Genomic DNA, 22,107 nt, shown 5'->3' on the forward strand with positions numbered 1-22,107 from the left:
CTGTCTTGACTCGCTCATCCGGGGGCCCTGGACGATATCAGAGCCGTCCAGGGACGCGAAATCACTGATAGGGGTACAATCCCCGGCTGTTGGCCACACCCGCGTCGATATCGGTCAGGTCCACCTGCAGGATGCCATCGGCCGAGGGATAGACGATGTAGGCGTAGTCCTCCTCCCCCACCCTGGCGTGCACGACGGGGCCGGGAAGCCGGTAGTACGCGAAGTCCGTCACGTTCACCGTGTCCACCGTGATGACGTACGGGAAGTAGTGGGATTCGGTGCTGACCAGGTAGTAATCCCCCCGGTTCAGCTCCTCCTCGGGCAGGCGATCGACGCGGAGGTACACCTGGGTGGCCTCGGTCTGCCCCTGGTAGCCCGGCGGGTGGAAGAAGTACGAGCCCGTGCGTGAGTAGTCGTCACGCAGCCCCAGGCGCTCGAGGAACGTCCCGCTGGCGTTGGAGAGCACCAACGGCCGGCTGCCTCCCGCCCGGACCTCGAACGACGTGTAGCCGGCGCAGGCGGCCGGAACGGGGCCCGAAGGCACCAGGACGAACGTACCCGTCTCGGCCGTCGACTGCACCGAGGCCACCCGCAGATCCTCCGAGCAGGCCTGCCCCGTGCTCCCGGGCAACAGGACGATGATGTCCCCCGGCTGTACGAGCGTCTCCCTGTCGGGCTCGGGCCCGATCGCGGAGGACACCACGAAGGGAGAGCCCTCTCCCTCGCGAGCCTGGGGCACCACGGGCAGGACACCTTCGTACGTCAGGACGAACGTCTGGTCCCGGGTGACGCCGTACGTGCCCTCGAAGTAGATGTCGCCCGTCTCGCCCTGACTGACGCCCTGGGCATTGACGCGCAAGGTGGTGGCCGTGGCCGTGTTCACGGTCTGCCCGTTGGCCGTGTCCCAGCTCGCGGCCACGTTGAAGGGAGTCAGCCTCGCCGCGTCGAAGAAGAGGACCTGCCCGTTGGAGAGCGGCACGATGCCCAGCAGCTCGACAACGGTGTCTCGCCGAATGGTCGTGCTCGGATCCTCCGGGTTCACGCGATCCGCGGGCTCGCCGGTCTGGATGCCCAGCTTCGTGTTCGTGGAGAGCGACAGGCCCATGGGCAGCCCGGCCCCGGCGCTGAGGGGCAGCATGGGGTACCCGGTGACGTCCTGGGCCACCGTGCCCGAGTCGGTCTCCACCGCCAGCACGCCCGTGCACTGGGACAGACCGACGCAGCTCGACGCATCGAGCACGCCGAAGATGCGCTGACCGGCCCGCAGCGTCTGTTCGTTGTTCTGCGCGTCCTTGTAGACCACCCGCCCATGGGTGGCGAGCTGGAGCACCTGGGCGCCGAAGTTCAGCTCCCGCAGCTCCTTCGTCACCAGGTTGACCAGGTAGCTCTTCCCCGGAGTCGTACTCCCAGCCGGGCTTCGCGTGGACACGGCGAGCAACCCGGGCTGGGGCATCACGAGGAGGGAGGTCACGGCCACGTTGGAGGGCAGCGCCACGTCCAGCGGCTCCGCGCTCAGCGGGGTGTCCGCCGTGAGCTGCTCCGGCCCCGGGAGCCGCACCTGCCACAGGCGGGCACCGGAGACCTCCTGGGTGGCGTAGTAGAGCGTGCTGCCACCCTCCTGCTGCCCCTCGGCGGCGGGGAGCGCGAGCGCCGCGAAGGTCGTCACCGGCCCCGAGGAGCGGGCCGCCGGGTCCGGCAGGTGCGCGGAGAGCTGCCTCGTGTCCAACCGCCGCAGCTCATCCAGGCGCTCGGGGGCCGCGCCCACGACGGAGATCTCCGTCGAGCCACTGCTACGCGCGTACACGTAGGAGCCGGTCACCTCATCATCCGGGTCGGCATCTTCATCCTCCGCCCGATCGACGTAGCGCACGTCCCGCGTGAGCGCCTGGGGCCGCTGCAGCACCGGGATGGAGAGCGTCTCGAGCGGATTGGGGGCGCGGACGAAGCGCCGCGCATCCGCGTCATCGGTGAGCGAGAGCACGCGCAGCTCGTCGTTGTCCGCCGACGTGACGAACAGCAGCCGCCCCACCAGGGCCAGATCGTACGTGCCCGCCAGCCCCGCTGACTGGAAATACTCCTGCGACTCGGTGCAGGCGGACAGCAGCGCCCCGGCCACGACCATCAACGACACGATGAAGCGCTTCACTGCTGAACCTCCTGGCACGACGAGGACTCCTGATCCTGCCGGGCACCGATATGGGCCACCAGCCGGGCCTGCTGAGGGCTGTCGAGGTCCGGGATGTCGATCACCGAGATGCGTCCATCACCAAAGTTGCTGACGAAGACACGCGCCGCGTTGCCCTGCCGCTGCACGGCGAGCCCGAACGGCTGGGACGATTGGGTCCCATCCGTCTCGCCCACCGCCACCTGGGCCACGACCTGGCCCACGTCCGGGTCATAGATGGCCACCACGCCGGCGGTGCTGCAGGACACCAGCACCAGCTCGCCGTGGGTTCCGCCGCGAGACACCAAGGCGATCTCCGTCGGACCGGTCGGCAGCGGCACCGAGCCCACCGTGTTGAGGCTGGGAGTATCCGTGTCGAGGCCCGCCACGTTCACGGTCACCAGCGAGTCCGGCGAGCGCACGGCCACGTACAGCCGCCGGGGAGTGGTCGTGCCCGGCACATTCGGGGTCAACGCGATGCCGCGTGCCTCCAGGGCGGAGAAGCCCAGATCCACCCCGGGGTCCAGGATCCGGTTCGTCTGCTTGTCCAGCACGCGCACCAGGAACCGCCGGGGATCACTGGGGTCCGTCACGCCCGAAGCCTGTCTCCCGGAGACGAACACGTAGCGCTCATCGGCGACCACCGAGTTGCTGCCTCCCTGGGGCAGATCGGTGATGTCCAGGGAGAAGAAGTCCGAGGTCGAGACGCTCGGTGTGTCGCCGGGCAGGCGCACCACGTACGTCGCGTAGTTTTCCAGCGACCGCTCGGGCGAGTCCGCGGGGTTCAGGTGCGTCACCCAGACGGACCCCGAGGGATCCACGGAGACGCCGAAGGGGGCGGACGCGCGCGGCAGGTCATCGACCTGCCCCGAGAGGTTCTGGGTGAGCGACACCGCGCCCTGCGTCACACAGTCTTGACTGTTCTCGGTGCCCGCGCAGGCCAGCCGCGTCGGCTCCTTGATGTCGATGTAGTGGACCTGGTCGCCGTCCGCGCGGGCGGGCACGTAGAGCCGGGGGGTGGCCCCCTCCCTGAGAGCCATCTCTCCCGCGTAGCTCTGGATGTAGACGCGCGCGTCCGGCGTGATGTTGAGTTGCTCGAGAGCGGCCGGCTCGGTCATGGTGGCCGAGTACGACCCCAGGGGCAGCAGTCCCCTGCCTTCGGCGTCGGGGCCCACCTGGTCCAGGTTGACGGCCATCACCGAGCCATAGTCGTAGCACCGGTCGAAGTTGGCGCTCGACACGTAGAGAATGCCGTTGGTTGAGCCGGGCACCGAGCGATGCACGATGCCGCTCGGATAGACGAACCGATCCGATGGTGGAGGCCGCGGATCGGTGTCGGAGCAGGCGACGAAGAGGAGCGCGAGACTGGGCAGAAGGGGGCGCATGGGAGGGGAGCGGAGTGTAGAAACCACTCCACCGCCGGGCAACTACAAAGGACCCCGGCTATTCCCTACCCACCACACGCCCCCCGTCGAGGCTGATTGCCCTCCAGCCGGCTCAAGCCTCCGACTGGATCTTCGAGAAGTCGGCCACCTGGTTGAACAGCGTGCCGATCTCCGTGAGCAGCCGGATGCGGTTCTCGCGCAGTTCCCGGTCCTCGGCCATCACCATGACCTTGTCGAAGAAGGTGTCCACGGTGGGCTTGAGGCCGGTGATCTCCTTGAGGGCGCCGGAGAAGTCATCGGCCTTGACCTGGTCGGCCACGCGGTTGCGTGCCTGGACATAGGCCGAGTGGAGCTGGCGTTCGGCGTCATCGGTGAGGCGCTGTGAGTCGACCCCGCCACGAGACACGTCCTTGCCCTGCTTCTCGACGATGTTGACCACGCGCTTGAAGGCCGCCGCGAGGGGCGCGAAGTCCGCCTGGCCCACGATGCTGGCGAGCGCCTGCAACCGCTTGTGCGCGGCCACGAGATCGTCGTAGCCCGCGGACAGCACCGCCTCCACCACGTCCGTGCGGTACTGCTCCGTCCAGAGCGCCTTGAGGCGGCCGCGGAAGAACTCGAGCACCTGCTCGCGAGGCGCGGGCTCACCGGCCTTGCGCTTGACGTTGGCGATCTTCGGCCCGAGCTGCTCCAGCGCCGCGTCCACCGCCTGGGAGAGGGAGAAGCGGTAGCCGCGGCCCAGGACGATGCGGATGACGGACAGACACGCGCGCCGCAGGGCGAACGGATCCGCCGCGCCGCTGGGGCCCTTGCCGATGGCGAAGATGCCGCACAGCGTGTCCAGGCGGTCCGCCAGGCCGATGAGGGCTCCGGCGTCCTGCGTGGGCAGCGAGTCCTCGGCGGAGCGAGGCAGGTAGTGCTCGAAGATGGCCAGGGCCACCGCCTCCGGCTCGCCGCTGGCGCGGGCGTACTCGCGGCCCATGACACCCTGGAGCTCGGGGAACTCGCCCACCATGCCGGTGACGAGGTCCGCCTTGGCCAGGGTGGAGGCGCGCTCGATGGTGGACTGGAGGCCGCCGTGGCCCGTCCACCCGGCCAGCTTCACGGCCAGCGAGCGGAAGCGCTCCACCTTCTCGGCGTAGCTGCCGAGCTGCCCCTGCCACACCACGCGCGCCAGCTTCTCCGTGCGGGCCGCGAGCGGCGTCTTGCGATCCTCGTCGAAGAAGAAGCGCCCATCCGCCAGGCGCGCACGCAGCACGCGCTGGTAGCCGCGCAGGGAGAGGTTCACGTCGCGCACCGGCGTGTTGGACACGGCGATGAAGCGCGGCAGCAGCTTGCCGTTGCCGTCCACCACGGAGAAGTAGCGCTGGTGGCTCTTCATCTCCTGCACCAGCACCTCGGGAGGCAGCTCCAGGTGCCGCTCCTCGAAGGAGCCCACCACGGGGCTGGGCAGCTCCACGAGGTTGGTCACCTGATCCACCAGGGACTCGTCCTCCATGAGCTTGCCGCCCGCCTGCTGTGCCGCCGCGCGCACCTTCTCCACGAGCTGGGCACGCCGCCTGGCGATGTCCGGCACCACGTTCGCCCTCTCCAGGGCCGCCTCGTAATCCGAGGGCTTGGAGAGCTCGATGGCCCCGGGCGACAGGAAGCGGTGGCCATACGTGGTGCGGCCGCTCCTCACGTCACCGAGCACCACCGGCAGCACCTCACTCCCCAGCAGCGCCACCACCCACTGCACGGGGCGCGCGAAGGCCTGGTCCACGTCACCCCAGCGCATCGTCTTGCGGAAGTTGATGCCGTGCACCGCCGCGTGGAGGATCTCCTTGAAGATGTCCGCCGCCGGGCGGCCCTTCTCCTCCACCTTCGCCCCCAGGTACTCGCCCTTGGGCGTCTGCACGCGCAGCAGCGCGTCCACCGACACCTTCTGGCTCTCGGCGAACTTCTCCGCCGCCTTGGTGGGCTTGCCGTCCTTGTCGAAGGCCGCCTTCGCGCTCGGGCCGAGCACCTCGCGGGTGATGTCCTCGCCCCGGTCCGTCACGTCCTTCACCCACACCGCGAGCCGCCGCGGCGTGCCGTAGGTGCGCACCTCGCCGTGCTTCAGCCGCGCCTCGGCCGCGCGCTCGGTGATGACGCGCTTGAGATCCTCGAGCGCCGGGACGATGAACGACGCGGGGATCTCCTCGGCGCCGATCTCCAGGAGCAGATCACTTGCCACGGGCCACCTCCGCCTCGGCGGGCTTGTTGAGCGTCACGGTCTTCCAGTAGTCGCTGGCCGGCTTGCCCTCGAGCACCGGAGGCTGCTCGCCCACCGACCAGGGCGTCTTGAGCAGCGGGAAGCCCAGCCTCTCGCGCATCTTCAGGTAGCCCTCGGCGCACAGGCGCGCGTTGTCGCGCACGCGCTTGATGAAGTTGGCGCGCTCCGTCACCGAGATGGCGCCGCGCGCGTCCAGCAGGTTGAAGGTGTGCGAGCACTTGAGCGCGTAGTCATACGCGGGCAGCGGCACCTCGCGCTCGATGAGACGCTTGCACTCCTTCTCGTAGGCGTCGAACAGGCTGAACAGCATCTGCGGGTCCGACTCCTGGAAGGCGTACCGGCTCATCTCCACTTCGTTGGCGTGGAAGACCTCGCGGTACTTGACGCCCTTGACCCACTCGATGTCGTAGATGTTCTCCACGTTCTGCAGGTACATGGCGATGCGCTCGAGGCCGTACGTCAGCTCCGCCGCGACGGGCCGGCACTCGAAACCGCCGCACTGCTGGAAGTAGGTGAACTGGGTGATCTCCATCCCGTCGCACCACACCTCCCAGCCGAGGCCCCAGGCGCCCAGGGTGGGCGACTCCCAGTCGTCCTCGACGAAGCGGATGTCGTGCTCGAGCGGATCGATTCCGAACGCGCGGATGGAGTCCAGGTAGAGCTGCTGGACGTTCTTGGGCGCGGGCTTGAGGATGACCTGGAACTGGTGGTGCTGGAACAGGCGGTTGGGGTTCTCGCCGAAGCGGCCGTCGGCGGGGCGCCGCGAGGGCTGCACGTAGGCCACGTTCCAGGGCTCGGGGCCCAGGGCACGGAGGAAGGTGGACGGGTGCATGGTGCCCGCGCCCACCTCGAGATCATAGGGCTGGGAGATGATGCATCCCTGCTTCGCCCAGTGGTTCTGGAGGGTGAGAATCAGATCCTGGAAGTACATGACGCCGCGGACCCTAGTGATGGGGTCTGGGAGCGTCAAGGACAGCGGTCGGGCTCCGTGTCCAACCAACAGAGCGGCTCAAGAGGCCGTATCCAGGAGCCATCGGGGCAACACATGGGCCACGTCGTCCCGGAGGGGCAGGCCCGCCACGGCGCCGAGGTGCTCCACCACCCGGGAGCCCACGGCGCAGCCGAACGTGGCCAGGGACTCCAGGTCCTCGCGCGAGGCCTCCGCCAGCCGCGCGGCATCCGCGTACCTCCGGGAGAGGCCTCGGAGGAAGGCAGACGTGAAGCCATCCCCCGCCCCCGTGGTGTCCACCACCCGGGCCCGAGGCGAAGGCACGCGGATCACCTCTCCGCGCCAGAGGAAGACGGCGCCCGCCTCGCCCAGCGTCACCACGGGCAGCGTCACGCCCCGCCCCGCCAGGTACCGCAGCGCGTCCTCGGGAGCCGACTGGCCGGTGGCGAAGGCCACCTCCTCCTCGGACAGCTTCACCACGGAACACCGCGGCAACAGGTGCTCGAGGATCCCCCGCAGCACCTCCGGGTCCTCCCACGCGTGGATGCGGATGTTGGGATCGCAGCTCACGATCCGCCCCGCTGCCCGCGCGGTGTCCACGGCGCGGAGGATCGCCGAGCGGGCCTCGGGCAGCGCGAGCGAGTTCGTCCCGAAGTGCACCACCCGCGCGCGAGCGAGGAAGGCCGGGTCCATGTCGCGCTCGCCCAGCAGGAGCTCGGCCGAGCGCGTGCGGAAATAGGTGAAGCTGCGCTCGCCCCGCGCATCGAGCGAGATGAAGACGAGCCCCGTCCTCGCCTCGGCCGTCTGGCGCACGTGGCTGACGTCCACGCCCTCGGCGGCGAGGCGCTCGCGCAGGAAGTGGCCGAACTCGTCCTCGCCCACCACGCCCACGTAGGCCGAGCGGCCCCCCAGCCTCGCCACGCCCACGGAGACATTGGCCAGGGAGCCTCCGATGGAGGGGCGCCACGCCGTCACCTCGCGCACCCGCCGGCCGGACTCCGCCGGGAGGAAGTCCACGAGGCTCTCCCCCACGCACACCACATCCAGGTCCATGGTCAGTCCAGCCCCACCTGGGCCATGAAATCCACGCTCTTGAGGCGGCGGCCGAGGTGATGGGCGATGAAGACGTTGAGCACCCCACGCGCCCGGGCCCGGAGCTCCGGAGGAAGCGGGGTGCGCTGGCCCTCCTGCAGCGCCCGGAGCCCGGACAGCAGCTCGACGGGCACGGCCACCGCTTCGCGGGCCCGGCCCGAGCAGGGCTCGCACACCGCGCCGCCGTGGGCCTGATCGAAGCGCGGACGCTCGCCCGGCTGGCCGCCACACAGCGCGCACGAGTCGAAGCGCGGCATCAACCCGGCCTGGGCCAGGGCCGACAGCTCGAAGGCCAGCAGTGAGGTGGGCCCGGCCTCCTTCGCGTCCAGCTTCTGGAGGTAGTCCTCCAGCAGCTCGAAGAGCTCCGGGTGCGGCTCATGATCGCGCGTCAGCTCGCGGCACAGCTCCACCGCGTAGAGGGCCCGGGCGATGAGGGGCAGATCCGAGCGCGCCATGTAGTAGCCGGCCACGATGTCGGCGGAGTCCAGGCGCACCGTGGAGCCGCGAGTCTCCACCAGTTGCACGCGCAGCCGCATGTAGGGCTCCAGCGCGCCCGCGAAGCGCCGCTTGCTCTTGCGGGCTCCGGCCGCGAAGGCCGTCAGCTTGCCGTGTTCGCGCGTGAGGAGCGTGACCAGCCGGTCGGCTTCCCCGTAGTCCACCGTGGAGAGGACCAGCGCCTCATCGACGAAACGCTCCATGGTCTCACTCAACGCGGGAGGGGGTTGGGAACCTTCCCGCTCATCACCAGGGCCACGTATGCCCCCACGCCGAGCGCCACCAGCAACACCACCCCGAGCACCAGCCACGCCCGCCGCCGCCGCTCCCGCTCCAGCACCACCGGGCTCGGCTCTGGCGTGGCCTTGTCCACCTCCTCGAAGCGGAGCACGGCCTCCTCGGGCGCCAGTCCGATGACCGTGGCGTAGGCGCGGATGTAGTTGACGACGAAGACGCGCGAGGGCAGGCGCTCCACCTGCCCCTCCTCCAGGGCGGCGATGAGGCTCGGTGAAATCTTCGTCACGCGCGACACCTCGTCGCGGGACAGGCCGCGCAACTCGCGCTGCTGGGACAGGTACTTGCCGAATTCGACGTGGTCCACGGCGATGGGACTCTCTGGTTACAAGGCCTCGAGCAGCCTGCGGCAGTCGTCCTTGAGCTCCTGGCTCCTCGCCTTGGCCTCGCAGGCGGTGAAGCTCTGCCGCGCCTCCTCCATCTTCCCTTGCTTCACCTGACAGGCGCCCTCCCGCAAGTAGGCATCCGCCACGTCCGGGCAGGCCTCACGATAACGGCCAAAGTACCGGCACGCCTCGGAAACATCGCCCGTCTCGTCATGGATGATTCCCAGGTTCTTGTAGCCCAGGCAGAAGCCGGGGTTGGTCGTCACCGCGGCCTTGATGCTTTGAACTCCACGCTCCAGTTCCCCCTTCTTGTAGAGCGCCCACCCCATGTTGCCCTGGGCGATGAAGGGCGTGGGGTACAGCATGTCGTTGAGGGCCTCCTCGTACAGCTTGATGGCCTCGTCGTAACGCGACTGGGACAGGTAGACGTTGGCCAGGTTCGTCTTGACCTCGGAGAAGTTCGGGCGCAGCTCCAGGGCCTTCTTGTAGTGCGAAATGGCCTGCTCCGGCCGGTTGAAGGCCATGTGCAGGAGGATGGCGATCGCGTTGTGCGCCTCCGGGTAGTCCGGATCCAGCTCCAGCGACTTCTGCATCTCCTTGTAGGCCTCCTGCACGTGGCCCGCCTGCTGGGCCTGCAGGCCGAGCTCGTAATGAATCTCGGCGCCTTGGCGCTCCTTCTCGGAGGGGACGTGCTTGCAGCCCATCAGGACGAGAGCGAGGAGCCAGGCGGGGTGGAGGCGAAGCATGGTGGTGGTTCTCTTGAAGGCGTGAGGGTTCAAAAGGAGGACAGCAGGCGGCCCAGGTTCGTCGAAGCCGTGCGCTTCTCATCGGCGCGGCTCTTGGCGGCGCCCGGCACCAGCTTCGGGTCCTTGTAGAACACGGGCAAGGTCTTGAGCATCTCGTCCTGGCGCGCGGTGGGCTGGGCACGGAAGTTCGCGTTGTCCATCATGAACCCCATGGACTCCACGAAGGCGAGCGCCTCGGCCTCGTCCTGCTGGTACTCCTCCTGGAGCGAGGTGCGTCGGCCGGGGACATACACCGCGCAGTCCTGGGCCTCGGACAGGTAGAGGTAGATGAAGACGGCGAAGCCGCCCGAGCCGCGCAGGCCCAGCACGAACGCCTGCGCTGGCCCCGCCGGCTTGCCGGGGATGGCCAGGTGCGGCGAGTTGATGGACTGGTACAGCGCCAGGACCTGCTCGCGGCTGGCCGGCAGGCCCCGGAACCGCTCATCGATGGAGAACACGTTCGGCGCTACCCCCGCGCTACCGCGTGGTGAGGGTGAACTCCTCGGACATATCTTCCGTCTCCGCCGCGGTGCGCTGGAAGCGGATGAGCGGGTTGTCGATCATCACGTTACCGCCGCCCTCGTTGCCCTCGCCGATGATGACCTTGAACACGTGCTGGGGAGATTCGCTCCGTCGCGAGCCGGCCGCCACTTTGTGCGCCATCATCGTCACGGTGTTCTTCCCCGGCTGCAGGTAGCGGGTGAGCTCCGTGATGACCTGTTCCTCGCCGTTGCGCAGCTTGCGCACCCAGCGGGAGTTGATGAACAGGTCGATGTCGTACTCCGTCATGCCCGGCGCGGACTGCTCCGTCGCGAGCCAGTAACGCCGGGTGATGCGCGCCGGGGCGGTGGCCACCGGGGCGGGAGCGCGGGCTGGTGCCGGAGTCGCGACCGGAGCCGGAGCCGGGCTGGCCACGGGGGCGGGAGTCACCGGAGCCGGCTTCGCGGGGACGGGCGCGGGAGGGGGTGCGTTCACCACCTTCACGGCGTAAGCGGGCGCCTCGATGTGGACGTTGCCCTGCTCGTCGATGCGGACGGCGGTGACCTTCTCGAACTTCTGATTGCTCACCCCATCGATACGGACGCCGTTGAGGTACACCGAGCCGGCGAGGGCCGAGACCGGCAGCAGGGCCGTGAGGGCGAGAGCGGGGATGACGCGGCGCATGATAGGGACTCCTCCGGTGGCTGAGCGATAGCGCACCCGCCCGGGGTGGACAAGCGCGCGTCACCGGGAGACCTGGGCGGCCGCCAGGAAATTCAGCAGCCTGCTCAGGGAGCCTTCTCTTCGGGAGACTTCTCCAGGACCTCTCGCTGAGCGAGTGCCCAGTCACCCCCAAGCCCCTCCCCCTCCCGGAAGCGCCTGAAGTCGCGGCGCACCAGCCGGGGGTAGCGACGGAAGGTGTCCAGCTCGCCCGCCTTCTTGGCCTGCCAGATGCGGGTGGGGCCGGCGTTGTAGGCCATGAGGGCCAGATCCAGGTCACCGAAGCGGTCGTTCAGGGTCCGCAGGTAGCGGATACCCAGACGCACACCCAGGGCCGGATCCGAGGCCACCTCCTCGCGAGACAGGCGCAGCCCCTCCTTCTCCGCGAGGAAGTGCAGCGTGCTGGGCTTGATCTGCATCAGCCCCCGCGCGCCCTTCTCGGAAATGGCTTCCTCCGTGAAGTCCGACTCCACGTCGATGATGGCGAGGATCAGCAGCGGATCATACCCCGCCCGGCCGGCCTCCTCGGCGATGGCGTGGACGATCTGCCGGCGCAGCGTGAGACCCAGTTCCGGGGCTCGCTTGGCCAGCACCGCGTCGATGAGCGCGGCGTCCGGCGGAGCCGCCTCGAAACGCGAGGACTCGACGACAGGCGGCACGTCGGCCGGAGCGAACAAGGGCACCGCCCGGGCCGACAGCACCAGGGCCACCCCCGCCACCAGGGGCAGCTTTCCACACCCGGAACCGAGCACGTACAACCAGCGGAACAGCCCCTCCCCTCGCCGCCCTCCTGGAGCGGTGGGGGTCGCCATCATTTGCGTTGCCCCAACGCGTCGATGCGCTCGGCGAGTCGGCTCAGCCGCGCCTCGATGTCCTGGATTTCATCCCGGCGCGGAATCTTGAAGTGCACGAGGGCGCGTCGGACACCCTCCTCCACGTTGTGCTCCAGGTCCTTGCGGTGACCCGTCAACCGCTCCGTCAGGAGCCGACCCTGGCGGATCATCTCTTCCTGGCTCCAACCCGCCAGCTCGGCGACGCGCTGCACCGTGCGCGCGGCCTCGTCCTCGGCTGTGGACACAGCCAGCAGTGCCTGGCTCCACACCCGCTCGAACGTCTCCGCGAGCGGATGCTTCTGCGGGGTCTCCTGCTTGTCCATGCAACGCTCTCCAGCACGGCTGTACGGACCCGAGGCCCGGAACAGCGGGGTAAGGACGACCGAGGTAATCACACCCCCCGATCGAAGGAAACGCCACCCAAGCTCGCCCGCCTGCCCCCTGCGTCCACTGCTGGATGTTCGCCCGGGACTCCGGGTCGACCTCCGTGGTTCCCCTCGAATTAGTGCACCGGTACGTCACCCGTCAAGCTGTGAAACCCTAAAGAGCCGAAAAGAAAACCGCCACCCCGGAAAGCCGGAGTGGCGGTTGGAAACGTCAGGACAGCGGGTGCGGACTAGGCGGCACCGCTGGTCTGGGAGCCCTCGGACCGACCGCCGGTGGGCGACAGGGACGGAGCGACGTCATCGCCGTGGGTGGCGGCCAGGGCGGCCTCCATCTCGGAGATCTCGTCGGCGGGGCTCTCCACCTCGATGTCGAGGTACTTGTAGTTGGGCAGACCCGTACCGGCGGGGATGAGGCGGCCCATGATGACGTTCTCCTTGAGGCCGCGCAGGTAGTCCACCTTGCCGTTGATGGCGGCCTCGGTGAGCACCTTGGTGGTCTCCTGGAAGGAGGACGCCGAGATGAACGACTCGGTGGAGAGCGAGGCCTTGGTGATGCCGAGCAGCAGCGGCTCGCCGACGGCGGGACGCTGGCCCTGCGCCATGACCTTCTCGTTCTCCTCCTCGAACACATACTTCTCGACCTGCTCGTCGACGAGGAAGCTGGTGTCGCCCACGTCGGTGACGCGCACGCGGCGGAGCATCTGCCGGACGATCACCTCGATGTGCTTGTCGTTGATCTTCACGCCCTGGAGTCGGTAGACCTCCTGCACCTCATCCACCAGGTAGCCCGCGAGCGCCTTCTCGCCGAGCACCTTGAGGATGTCGTGCGGGTTGGCCGAGCCGTCCATGAGCGCCTCGCCGGCCTTGACGCGATCGCCGGCGTGCACGCTGATGTTCTTGCCCTTGGAGATCAGGTACTCCTTGGCCAGGTCGGTGCGCAGCTCGCCGTTCACCTCGGGGGTGAGGATGAGCTTGCGCTTGCCCTTGGTGTCCTTGCCGAAGGAGACCACGCCGTCGATCTCCGCGATGGCCGCGGCGTCCTTGGGCTTGCGCGCCTCGAAGAGCTCGGCCACGCGGGGCAGACCGCCCGTGATGTCCTTGGTCTTCGTGGTCTCGCGCGGCACCTTGGCGATGACCTCACCGGCGTGGATCTCATCGCCGTCGTTGACGGTGATGATGGAGCCCTGCGGCAGGAAGTAGCTCGCCGGAGCCTTGGAGGAGATCAGGTCCTTGGTGTTGCCCTGCTCGTCACGGATGGTGATGCGCGGACGGGCCTCGGGGTCCTTGGACTCGACGACCGTCTTACGGCTGAGGCCGGTCACCTCGTCCAGCGACTCGTTCATCGTGACGCCTTCGATGATGTCCTCGAAGCGCACGATACCGCCGACCTCGGTGAGCAGCGGGATGGCGAACGGATCCCACTCGGCCAGCAGGGTGCCGGCCTCGAGCCGCTGCCCCTCCTTCACGAGGATGCGGGCGCCGTAGATGACCTGGTAGCGCTCGCGCTCACGGCCGCTCTCGTCGACGATGACGATCTCGCCGTTGCGGTTCATGGCCACCAGGCTGCCGTCCTTCTTCTGAACCGTGTTGAGGCCGGCGAACTTCACCAGACCCGCGTTGCGGTTCTCGAGGCTGGACTGCTCGGCGCGCCGCGTCGCCGCACCACCGATGTGGAAGGTGCGCATCGTGAGCTGGGTACCCGGCTCACCGATGGACTGCGCCGCGATGACGCCCACGGCCTCGCCGACGGACACCTTGCGACCACGGGCCAGATCACGGCCGTAGCACTCCACGCAGATGCCGCGCTTGGCCTGGCAGGTGAGCACCGAGCGGATCTTCACCTTGTCGAGGCCGCTGTTCTCGATGCGCTTGACGCGATCCTCGTCGATCTCCTCGTTGGCGCGCACGAGCACGTCGTTCGTCACCGGATCGAGGATGTCGTCCAGGGCCACGCGGCCGAGGATGCGCTCACCGAGCGCCTCGATGATCTCGCCGCCCTCGACCAGGGCGCCGATGAACAGGCCGTCCATGGTGCCGCAGTCGTACTCGTTGATGATGGCGTCCTGCGCCACGTCCACGAGACGGCGGGTGAGGTAACCGGAGTTGGCCGTCTTGAGGGCCGTGTCCGCCAGACCCTTGCGGGCGCCGTGGGTGGAGATGAAGTACTGCAGCACGGAGAGGCCTTCACGGAAGTTGGCCGTGATGGGCGTCTCGATGATTTCACCCGAGGGCTTGGCCATGAGGCCACGCATACCAGCCAGCTGGCGGATCTGCTGGGCGCTGCCGCGGGCACCGGAGTCGGCCATGATGTAGATGGGGTTGAACGACGGCTGCTTGCGCACCTCGCGCTTGCCGTCCCTCTCGCCCACGGCCTCGTCCTGGGAGATCTGCTGCATCATCTCGGCGGCCACCTTCTCGGTGATCTCCGCCCAGATATCGATGACCTTGTTGTAGCGCTCGCCGTCGGTGATGAGACCCTCGAGGTACTGGTTCTCGATCTCCGCGACCTCCTTGCGCGCGAAGTCCAGGAACTCCTGCTTCTTCGCGGGGATGATCATGTCCTTGAGCGCGATGGAGATACCGGCGCGGGTGGCGTTGGTGTAGCCGAGCGACCGGATGCGGTCGGCCAGCAGCACCGTCTCCTTCTCGCCGGTGAGGCGGTAGCAGAGGTCGATGAGCGCGCCGAGCGACTTCTTGTCGAGCACCTTGTTGATGGCGTCGAAGCCCACCTTGCGCGGCACGATGTCCCACAGGAGGACGCGGCCGACGGTGGTCTCCTTGCGCTTGCCCTGGATGCGGCAGACGATCTTCGCCTGCAGGTGCACCTCGCCGTGGTCGTACGCGGCGCGCACCTCGTCCGGGGACGAGAACACGCGGCCCTCGCCGTGGGCGAACTCACGGGCGCGCGTCATGTAGTAGATGCCGAGCACCATGTCCTGCGTGGGGACGATGATGGGCTTGCCGTTGGCGGGGCTGAGGATGTTGTTGGTCGACATCATCAGCACGCGGGCCTCCATCTGAGCCTCGATGGAGAGCGGCACGTGCACGGCCATCTGGTCGCCGTCGAAGTCGGCGTTGAAGGCGGCGCACACCAGCGGGTGGAGCTGAATGGCCTTGCCCTCGATGAGCACGGGCTCGAAGGCCTGCATGCCGAGGCGGTGCAGGGTCGGCGCACGGTTCAGGAGGACCGGGTGCTCGCGGATGACGTCCTCGAGGATGTCCCAGACCTCGGGACGCTCCTTCTCCACCATCTTCTTGGCGCTCTTGATGGTGGTGACGTAGCCCTTCTCCTCGAGCTTGTTGTAGATGAACGGCTTGAAGAGCTCGAGCGCCATGATCTTCGGCAGGCCGCACTGGTGCAGGCGCAGCTCGGGGCCCACCACGATCACGGAGCGACCGGAGTAGTCCACGCGCTTGCCGAGCAGGTTCTGACGGAACCGGCCCTGCTTGCCCTTGAGCATGTCGGAGAGGGACTTCAGCGGCCGCTTGTTGGGGCCGGTGATCGTCTTGCCGCGGCGGCCGTTGTCGAACAGCGCGTCGACGGCCTCCTGGAGCATCCGCTTCTCGTTGCGGATGATGATGTCCGGCGCGTTCAGCTCCTGCAGCCGCTTGAGGCGGTTGTTGCGGTTGATGACGCGGCGGTACAGGTCGTTGAGGTCGGACGTCGCGAAGCGGCCACCGTCCAGGGGAACCAGGGGACGGAGGTCGGGCGGGATGACGGGGATGACGTCCAGCATCATCCACTCCGGCTTGTTGCCGGACATGCGGAAGGCCTCGGCCACCTTGAGGCGCTTGGCGTACTTCTTCTTCTTCGCCTCCGAGTTGGTCTCGCGCATGTCGCGGCGCAGGTCCTCGGACAGGCGCGCGACATCGATGGACTTCAGCATCTCGCGAACGGCCTCACCGCCCATGCCAGCGGAGAAGGAGTCCTCACCGTGCTCCTCGTAGAGCCGGTGGAGCTTCTCCTCGCTGACGAGCTCGCCCCTCTGCAGTGGCGTCGCCTTCGGGTCGATGATGATGTAGCTCTCGCAGTAGAGGACCTTCTCGAGCTCCTTGAGCGTGATGTCGAGCAGGTTGCCGATGCGCGAGGGCAGCGACTTGAGGAACCAGATATGCGCCACGGGCGTGGCGAGCGTGATGTGGCCCAGGCGCTCACGGCGCACCTTGGACTGAATGACCTCCACGCCGCACTTCTCGCACACGACGCCACGGTGCTTCATGCGCTTGTACTTGCCGCAGTTGCACTCGTAGTCCTTCACCGGGCCGAAGATGCGGGCGCAGAACAGGCCGTCCCGCTCCGGCTTGAAGGTGCGGTAGTTGATCGTCTCGGGCTTCTTCACCTCGCCGTGCGACCACTGGCGGATCTTGTCCGGCGACGCCAGCGCGATGCGGATGGCGTTGAACGAGAGCGGATCCTTCGGCTTCTCGAAGAAGTTGAAAATGTCCTTCACGTTGCCTCCGAATTTCTTCTGAGCGCCTGAGCGCGAATTCGTTTCACCTGACCGCCAGCGCCCGCCCGCTCAGGGAGCGGGCGCCGGGGGGCAGGTACGCTGGACTAGGCCTCGGTACCCGTCTTCACGCGGTCCTCGCCGTCGCCGCCACCGAAGTCTCCCGAGAAGGAGCGCTGGCGCTCGGGCGGAGCGCTCTCCAGCAGCTCGACGTCGAGCGCGAGCGACTGGAGCTCCTTGAGGAGCACGTTGAACGACTCGGGCAGACCAGACTCGAGGACGTTGTCGCCCTTGACGATCGCCTCGTACATGCGCGTGCGGCCCACCACGTCGTCGGACTTGACGGTGAGGAACTCCTGCAGCGTGTACGCGGCACCGTAGGCCTCCATCGCCCACACTTCCATCTCTCCCAGACGCTGGCCGCCGAACTGGGCCTTGCCGCCCAGGGGCTGCTGCGTGACGAGCGAGTAGGGCCCGATGGAACGGGCGTGGATCTTCTCGTCCACCAGGTGGTGCAGCTTGAGCATGTACATGACGCCCACGGTGACGTTCTGGTCGAACGGCTCACCGGTGCGGCCGTCGAAGAGCACCATCTGACCGGTGCGCGGCAGCCGGGCCTCGTCGAAGAGCGAGTGGATCTCCGTCTCGCGAGCGCCGTCGAACACCGGCGTGGCGACGTGGATGCCCTTCTTCAGGCGGTAGCACAGGCTCTTGACCTCGTCGTCGGACAGCCCGTCCACGAAGTCGCCGAAGGCCTTGTCGTCGTAGACGACCTTCAGCTGCTTCTTGAGGTTCTCGCCGCTGTAGTTCTCCTCGATGTAGCGCTGGAGCTGCTCGCCCACGCCCTTGGCGGCCCAGCCCAGGTGCGTCTCGAGGATCTGCCCGATGTTCATGCGCGAGGGCACGCCCAGCGGGTTGAGCACGATGTCCACCGGACGGCCGTCCTGGAGGTACGGCAGATCCTCCTCGGGGAGGACGCGGGAGACGACGCCCTTGTTACCGTGGCGGCCGGCCATCTTGTCGCCCACGGCCAGCTTGCGCTTGATGGCGACGTACACCTTCACCATCTTGATGACGCCCGGCGGGAGCTCATCGCCCTTCTTGATGCGGGCGATCTTCTCGCCGAAGGCCAGCTTCACGGCCTCGGTGGTCTCCTCCAGGTTGCGGAGGATGTCGCGCAGCTTGCCGTCGAGCGGATCGCCGACGGAGATCTCCGTCCAGTACTTGTAGGGGACGGTGGCCAGGAGCTCGTCGGAGACGATGTCCCCCTTCTTCAGGAGGATCTTCCCCTTGTCGTCCACGAGCTTGCCCTGGATCTCCTTGCCGCGGAGCATGGCACGCAGGCGGCCGTAGGCGCTGTCGCGCAGGACCTTGATCTCGTCGTTCTGGTCCTTGAGGAGCTTGGCCTCCTCCATGGACTCGATCTGCTTGGCGCGCTCGTCCTTCTCGACGCCCTTGCGGCTGAACACCTTGGCGTTGATGACGGTGCCCACCACGCCGGGGGGCACGCGCAGCGAGCTGTCACGCACGTCGCCGGCCTTCTCACCGAAGATGGCGCGCAGCAGCTTCTCCTCGGGGGAGAGCTGGGTCTCGCCCTTCGGAGTGATCTTGCCCACCAGCACGTCGCCGGGCTTCACCTCGGCGCCGATGCGGATGATGCCGCTCTCGTCGAGGTCCTTGAGGGCCTCCTCACCCACGTTCGGGATGTCGCGGGTGATCTCCTCCTTGCCGAGCTTGGTATCGCGCGCGATGCACTCGAACTCCTCGATGTGGATGGACGTGAAGACGTCCTCCTTGAGGATGCGCTCGGAGATGAGGATGGAGTCCTCGAAGTTGTAGCCCTGCCACGGCATGAACGCGACGACCACGTTCTGGCCCAGCGCCAGCTCGCCGGTTTCGGTCGCGGGACCGTCGGCGATCACGTCACCCTTCTTCACCCGGTCGCCCTTGCGGACGATGGGCTTCTGGTTGAGGCACGTGTTCTGGTTGGAGCGCTGGTACTTCAGGAGGTTGTAGATGTCGACCTCGCTGGAGATGTCGAACGCACCCGCGGCGGCGTCGGCCTTCACGACGATACGGCTGGCGTCCACGCTCTCCACGATGCCGTCGCGCCGGGCCACGCAGGTGACGCCGGAGTCGCGAGCCACGATGGCCTCGATACCGGTGCCCACGAGCGGAGCGGCGGTGCGCAGCAACGGCACGGCCTGGCGCTGCATGTTGGAGCCCATGAGCGCGCGGTTGGCGTCGTCGTTCTCCAGGAAGGGAATGAGGGAGGCGGCCACCGACACCAGCTGGTTCGGGGACACGTCCATCAGGTCCACTTCCTCGGCCTTCGCCTGGATGAAGTCACCGCTGCGGCGAGCCGACACGAGGGCGTTGAGGAACTTGCCCTTCTTGTCCGTCTCCGCGTTGGCCTGGGCGATGGTGTGCTTCTCCTCCTCGAGCGCGGAGTAGAAGGCCACGTCACCCGTCACCACGCCGGCCTCCACCTTCTTGTACGGCGTCTCGACGAAGCCGAACTCGTTGACGCGAGCGAAGGTGGACAGCGACGCGATGAGGCCGATGTTCGGACCTTCCGGCGTCTCGATGGGGCAGATGCGGCCGTAGTGCGTCGGGTGCACGTCGCGCACCTCGAAGCCCGCGCGCTCGCGAGTGAGGCCGCCGGGCCCGAGGGCGGACAGGCGCCGCTTGTGCGTCACCTCGGACAGCGGATTCGTCTGGTCCATGAACTGCGACAGCTGGCTGGACCCGAAGAACTCCTTGATGACGGCCGTCACGGGCTTGGCGTTGATCAGGTCGTGCGGCATGAGCGTCTCGATCTCCTGGAGGCTCATGCGCTCCTTGATCGCCCGCTCCATGCGCACCAGACCGATGCGGTACTGGTTCTCCAGCAGCTCGCCCACCGCGCGCACACGACGGTTGCCGAGGTGATCGATGTCGTCGATCACACCCTTCCCGTTCTTGAGGTCCACCAGGTAGCGGATGACCTCGAGGATGTCGCGCTTGGTGAGGATCTGCCCATCGAGCGGCTCCTCGAGGCCGAACTTGAAGTTCAGCTTGAGGCGGCCGACCTTGGACAGGTCGTAGCGCTCGGGGTTGAAGAACAGGTTGCTGAAGAGGTTGGTGGCCGTCTCCGGCGTGGGCGGATCACCCGGGCGCAGGCGGCGGTAGATCTCCATGATCGCCTGCTCGGGGGTCTCGATCTTGTCCAGCATCAACGTCTCACGCAGGTACGGACCCACGTTGAGGTTGTCGATGAAGAGGACCTTGAACTCCTTGATGTCGCGCTTGAGGAGCTCGTCGACCTTGTCCTGGGAGACCTCCTCGTTGCACTCGAGGATGACCTCACCGGTGTTCTCATCCACCACGTCGTAGGCGGACACCTTGGTGAAGAGCTCGTCCGCGTCGATGGGGAGCGTCTTCATCTTGGCCGCCTCGAGCTTCTTGATGGCGGCGCGGGTGAACTTGCGGTTCTTCTTGACGATGATGTCGCCCGCCTTGGTCTTGATGTCGCGCGTGGCGCGCTGACCGGGCAACAGCTCCAGCTCCACGGACTTCTCGAAGTCGGTGTTGCTCTGGAGGTAGATGGTCTCCGTGGCGTAGTAGTAGTTGAGGATCTCCTCGGTGGAGCCACGGAACTCCAACGGGTTCTTCTTGGCGGTGTCGGACACCGCGCCCAGGGCGCGGATGAGCACCGTGGCCGGCAGCTTGCGGCGCCGGTCGATGCGCACGTACAGGATGTCCTTGTGGTCGAACTCGAAGTCGATCCACGAGCCGCGGTACGGGATGATGCGGGCGTTGTAGAGCAACTTGCCAGACGAGTGGCTCTTGCCCTTGTCGTGGTCGAAGAAGGCACCCGGGCTGCGGTGCAGCTGGCTGACCACCACGCGCTCGGTCCCGTTGATGATGAAGGTGCCGTTCTGGGTCATCAGCGGGATTTCCCCGAAGTAGACCTCCTGCTCCTTCACGTCACGGATGGACTGGGCGCCGGTCTCCTCGTCCTTGTCCCAGACGACCAGGCGGACGACGACCTTGATGGGCGCCGAATAGGTCATGCCACGCTGGTGGCACTCATCGACGTCGTACTTCGGCTTCTCGAGGTGGTAGCTGACGAACTCCAGCGAGGACGTCTCGTTGAAATCACGGATCGGAAAGACCGACTTGAAGACCCCCTGAAGCCCGATGTCCTCACGCTTCTCCGGCGGGATGTCAGCCTGGAGGAACTTCTCGTAGGACTGCTTCTGGATGTTGATGAGGTTGGGAATGTCGATGGTCTTCGCGATCTTCGCGAAGGTCTTCCGCACTCGGAAGTTGTTCTGGATCTGCGTCGGCATTCGAACTCCGGGGCGAGCAATCTCTGGCGGGGCGAGATTGGGTAACGCGCAGCGGCAGCGGGAAATTTAGAGATACGGAAAGGGCAAAGCCGGCGCACCCTTTCCGGGCACGCCGGCCTGCTCATCCGGTCAGGAGGCGTCGGGAATTTCCCGAAACGCGACGCCTACCTGAAACCAGCAATTACTTGATGTCGACCTTGGCGCCAGCCGCGGTGAGCTGGTCCTTGATCTTCTTGGCGTCGTCCTTGTTGACGCCCTCCTTGACGGTCTTGGGGGCGCCCTCGACCAGGTCCTTGGCCTCCTTCAGGCCCAGACCGGTGATGGCGCGGATCTCCTTGATGACGTTGATCTTGTTCGCGCCGGCGTCGGCGAGAACGACGGTGAACTCCGTCTTCTCCTCGACAGGGGCAGCGGCGGCGGCGGCGGCGGGGCCAGCGGCCACGGCGACGGCGGCGGCGGACACGCCCCACTTGCTCTCGAGCTGCTTCACGAGCTCGGCGGCCTCCATGACGGTCAGGGAGGAGAGCTGGTCGACGATCGCATTCAGGTCAGCCATTTCAATGTCCTTCTTTCGACTTCTAACGGCCATCCTTCCATCAGGAAGGAAAAGGCCAGAGGTTTGCGGTGGGTCTGCTTCTCGGTTCGGTTACTCGGGCTGCTTGTCCACGTTGGCCTGGAGCACGCGGGCCAGCTGGGAGCCGGGGGCCGCGATGGTCCGGACGAGCTTGCCGGCAGGCTGGTTGATCATGCCGAGCAACTGGGCGCGGAGCTCGGGCAGACCGGGCATCTTCGCCAGGGCCTTGACGCCCTCGGTGTCGACGCGGCGGCCCTGCACGGACGCGCTACGGACCTTGATGGTCTCGAGGTCCTTGATGAAGTCCACGAGGATCTTCGCCGGAGCCACGACATCGTCGTAGCTGATGGCGATGGCCACGGGCCCCACGAAGTCGTCGGCGATGACCTCCACCGGCGTACCCTTCGCGGCGCGCCTGGCCAGCGTGTTCTTCAGGACCTTGTAGTCCACCTTGCCGTCGCGGAACTTCTTGCGCAGCTTGGTGACCGTCTCAACGTTCAGCTTGGAGAACTCAGCGACGATCGCGGTCTGGGCCCGCGAAAACTTCTCGTTGAGTTCCTTGATGAGTTCTTCCTTCTCGCTCTTGATCAC

The 22,107-nt window shown here is 67.2% G+C and carries 16 protein-coding genes; all 16 read right to left on the reverse strand.

The features are described from left to right. Positions 1-61: 61 nt before the first annotated feature. The gene (locus tag JQX13_RS47400) at positions 62-2,146 is read right to left on the reverse strand and encodes a hypothetical protein (protein ID WP_203405976.1); all 2,085 of its coding nucleotides are present in this window, start codon (positions 2,144-2,146) and stop codon (positions 62-64) included. Continuing rightward, on the reverse strand, positions 2,143-3,549 hold the full coding sequence (locus tag JQX13_RS47405; RefSeq protein ID WP_203405977.1) for a hypothetical protein: 1,407 nt from the start codon (positions 3,547-3,549) through the stop codon (positions 2,143-2,145). The genes JQX13_RS47400 and JQX13_RS47405 overlap by 4 nt, the downstream gene beginning before the upstream one ends. Before the next feature lie 112 nt (positions 3,550-3,661). Continuing rightward, on the reverse strand, positions 3,662-5,761 hold the full coding sequence (glyS, locus tag JQX13_RS47410; protein WP_203405978.1) for a glycine--tRNA ligase subunit beta: 2,100 nt from the start codon (positions 5,759-5,761) through the stop codon (positions 3,662-3,664). Further along, positions 5,751-6,731, reverse strand: a complete 981-nt coding sequence (gene glyQ / locus JQX13_RS47415) for a glycine--tRNA ligase subunit alpha (protein ID WP_203405979.1) — start codon at positions 6,729-6,731, stop codon at positions 5,751-5,753. Before glyQ ends, glyS begins: the two co-directional genes overlap by 11 nt. Positions 6,732-6,809: 78 nt before the next feature. Continuing rightward, positions 6,810-7,802: a carbohydrate kinase family protein gene (locus JQX13_RS47420; RefSeq protein WP_203405980.1), complete on the reverse strand. Its 993-nt coding sequence runs from the start codon at positions 7,800-7,802 to the stop codon at positions 6,810-6,812. A gap of 2 nt (positions 7,803-7,804) precedes the next feature. Beyond that, entirely contained in the window at positions 7,805-8,539 is a 735-nt protein-coding gene (gene recO / locus JQX13_RS47425) for a DNA repair protein RecO (protein ID WP_203405981.1), read from the reverse strand. An 8-nt stretch (positions 8,540-8,547) separates the two neighbouring features. Continuing rightward, positions 8,548-8,937: a helix-turn-helix domain-containing protein gene (locus tag JQX13_RS47430; RefSeq protein WP_203405982.1), complete on the reverse strand. Its 390-nt coding sequence runs from the start codon at positions 8,935-8,937 to the stop codon at positions 8,548-8,550. Between the two features lie 18 nt (positions 8,938-8,955). Continuing rightward, complete coding sequence (gene tgl / locus JQX13_RS47435; protein WP_203405983.1) at positions 8,956-9,702, reverse strand: social motility TPR repeat lipoprotein Tgl; 747 nt, start codon at positions 9,700-9,702, stop codon at positions 8,956-8,958. 29 nt (positions 9,703-9,731) lie between these two features. Next, positions 9,732-10,199 carry a social motility and stimulation tgl protein gene (locus JQX13_RS47440; RefSeq protein WP_203405984.1) on the reverse strand — a complete coding sequence of 156 codons (468 nt, stop codon included), beginning with the start codon at positions 10,197-10,199 and terminating at the stop codon, positions 9,732-9,734. Positions 10,200-10,218: 19 nt separating this feature from the next. Continuing rightward, positions 10,219-10,905: a hypothetical protein gene (locus JQX13_RS47445; RefSeq protein ID WP_203405985.1), complete on the reverse strand. Its 687-nt coding sequence runs from the start codon at positions 10,903-10,905 to the stop codon at positions 10,219-10,221. A gap of 104 nt (positions 10,906-11,009) precedes the next feature. After that, complete coding sequence (locus tag JQX13_RS47450) at positions 11,010-11,753, reverse strand: lytic transglycosylase domain-containing protein (protein WP_203412540.1); 744 nt, start codon at positions 11,751-11,753, stop codon at positions 11,010-11,012. After that, a complete protein-coding gene (locus JQX13_RS47455; RefSeq protein WP_203405986.1) occupies positions 11,753-12,097 on the reverse strand; it encodes a phasin family protein in 345 nt (114 codons plus the stop codon). The genes JQX13_RS47450 and JQX13_RS47455 overlap by 1 nt, the downstream gene beginning before the upstream one ends. A gap of 293 nt (positions 12,098-12,390) precedes the next feature. Beyond that, positions 12,391-16,611 (reverse strand): DNA-directed RNA polymerase subunit beta', encoded by a 4,221-nt coding sequence (gene rpoC / locus JQX13_RS47460; protein WP_203405987.1) that lies wholly within the window; start codon positions 16,609-16,611, stop codon positions 12,391-12,393. A gap of 104 nt (positions 16,612-16,715) precedes the next feature. Next, the gene (gene rpoB / locus JQX13_RS47465; RefSeq protein ID WP_203405988.1) at positions 16,716-20,942 is read right to left on the reverse strand and encodes a DNA-directed RNA polymerase subunit beta; all 4,227 of its coding nucleotides are present in this window, start codon (positions 20,940-20,942) and stop codon (positions 16,716-16,718) included. Between the two features lie 181 nt (positions 20,943-21,123). Beyond that, the gene (gene rplL / locus JQX13_RS47470; RefSeq protein ID WP_203405989.1) at positions 21,124-21,498 is read right to left on the reverse strand and encodes a 50S ribosomal protein L7/L12; all 375 of its coding nucleotides are present in this window, start codon (positions 21,496-21,498) and stop codon (positions 21,124-21,126) included. A 90-nt stretch (positions 21,499-21,588) separates the two neighbouring features. Next, positions 21,589-22,107 (reverse strand): 50S ribosomal protein L10, encoded by a 519-nt coding sequence (gene rplJ, locus JQX13_RS47475; protein ID WP_203405990.1) that lies wholly within the window; start codon positions 22,105-22,107, stop codon positions 21,589-21,591.

The organism is Archangium violaceum (genome assembly GCF_016859125.1).
In the GTDB taxonomy this organism is placed as follows: Bacteria; Myxococcota; Myxococcia; order Myxococcales; family Myxococcaceae; genus Archangium; species Archangium violaceum_A.